We start from the raw sequence: 1,987 nt of genomic DNA on the forward strand, positions 1-1,987 counted from the left end.
TAAAAGATCCCTCCACAAGGTCGGGATGACACGAGTGTTAGAGATGCTTCGCTATCGCTCAGCATGACGTTCGCCCTACCAGTAATCCAGAGGAACCATGTTCTCTATTATCTAACATCTTCCAAACCCCGAAAAATCATTTTACCTTTCACAAAAAACAACCTGCATTTCTCACAACCAGTGGTTAATATCAATCATTATTTAACTGTATTAACCAGCATCTCATGAAATATCGCCTCTTTCTACCCGCACTCTTAACCGCTTTTGCATTTAATGCAACCGGACAGTCGCTAAAAGTACCGACTGATACCACCGTAGTAACTTCTCACTCGGCCACCATCAACGGGTCGCGGATCAGCTACACTGCGACCACGGGTTTTCAACCTGTGTGGGACAATAGCGGCAAGCCGATCGCCTCTCTGCATTATACCTATTACAAGAAATCCGGTGAGACAGATATGGGTAAGCGGCCTTTGCTAATCTCATTCAATGGCGGCCCCGGCTCTGCTTCTGTATGGATGCATGTGGCCTACACCGGGCCTAAAGTGCTGCGCATTGACGATGAGGGCTACCCTATTCAGCCGTATGGCATCAAAGACAACCCACACTCCGTTCTCGATGTGGCCGACATTCTATACGTAAACCCTGCCAACACGGGCTACTCGCGTACCATACCGATGACGGGCGATGAGGTGGACCGTGAGCATTTTTTCGGTATCAATGCCGACATCAAATACCTGGCGGAATGGCTCAATACGTTCGTTTCAAGAAACAACAGATGGACATCACCCAAGTACATCATTGGCGAAAGCTATGGCGGTACGCGGGTAGCAGGTTTGGCGCATGCCTTGCAAAACCGTCAGTGGATGTACCTCAACGGGGTGATCATGGTCTCCCCTGCCGATTATAAAATTTACAGTTCTGACCGACCGGTGGCCAACGGGTTAGAACTCCCCTATTTTGCTGCTGCCGCCTGGCACCATAAGGTGCTACCGGCCGAGTTGCAGGCCAAAGATCTGCTGGACGTCTTGCCTGAAGTTGAAGCGTACACCATCAACACTGTGATGCCGGCTATTGCCAAAGGTGGATTTATAAGTGCCGAAGAGCGCGAAGCTGTCGCTGAAAAAATGGCGTATTACTCCGGGCTTTCTAAAAAATCAATTTTGCAGCACAACCTCAATGTGCCGGCTAACTTCTTCTGGAAGGAGCTGCTACGCGACAAAACCGGCCAGACACTCGGCCGCCTCGACTCGCGCTACCTCGGTATCGATGGACAGGAAGTGGGCACCAGCCCTGATTACAGCGCTGAGCTTGACTCCTGGTTACACTCTTTCACTCCCGCCATCAACTTCTATATGCGTGAGCACCTCAACCTCAAGACCGACCTGAAATACAACATGTTTGGCCCTGTGCGCCCGTGGAACAATGACGATAACAACACCCGCGAAGAGCTGCGTTTAGCGATGGCACAAAACCCCTACCTCAAGGTATTGGTGCAGTCGGGTTACTATGACGGGGCCACCAATTACTTTCAGGCCAAATACACCATGTGGCAAATTGACCCAAGTGGCAAAATGAAAGACCGTATGCAATTTGAAGGCTACCGCAGCGGCCATATGATGTACCTGCGCAGCGAAGACCTCAAAAAAGCCAACGACCACCTGAGAGAGTTTATCAATGGCAGCTTGCCGGGTGAGAAAGCTGCAAAGTATTAGGAGTTGAAATTTAATTATTAGTAGATTATTTTTACCTATAAATAATAAAATTGCATATTTTAGTCTTTTGGGTATATGCTAAGTATAGGTCATAGTTTATACTCGGATGTTACTTTCCATAAGTGTCTAATTATCAAGTTCACCATTTGACCAGAATTATGATCTTTAAAAAAGTGTCTTCAGCTCTATTATTCCTGATAACAGTGGTAGGTTGTGAACTAAAGGACAACTCGCAGACCTTAAAAATCGAATTACAGGATAAACTACAAAAA

1 protein-coding gene is annotated in these 1,987 nt (G+C 47.4%); it reads left to right on the forward strand.

Annotated features, from left to right (window positions below; translation table 11 throughout):
• The first annotated feature begins 224 nt into the window (after positions 1 to 224).
• A complete protein-coding gene (locus E1176_RS01805) occupies positions 225 to 1,715 on the forward strand; it encodes a S10 family peptidase (RefSeq protein WP_155208866.1) in 1,491 nt (496 codons plus the stop codon).
• The last annotated feature ends 272 nt before the right edge of the window (positions 1,716 to 1,987 follow it).

Source organism: Fulvivirga aurantia, from assembly GCF_009711475.1.
Lineage (GTDB): Bacteria > Bacteroidota > Bacteroidia > Cytophagales > Cyclobacteriaceae > Fulvivirga > Fulvivirga aurantia.

What these genes read in the sequence shown, in the direction of transcription:
- E1176_RS01805 (WP_155208866.1), top strand. Translation starts at nt 225, where the DNA reads ATGAAATATCGCCTCTTTCTACCCGCACTCTTAACCGCTTTTGCATTT.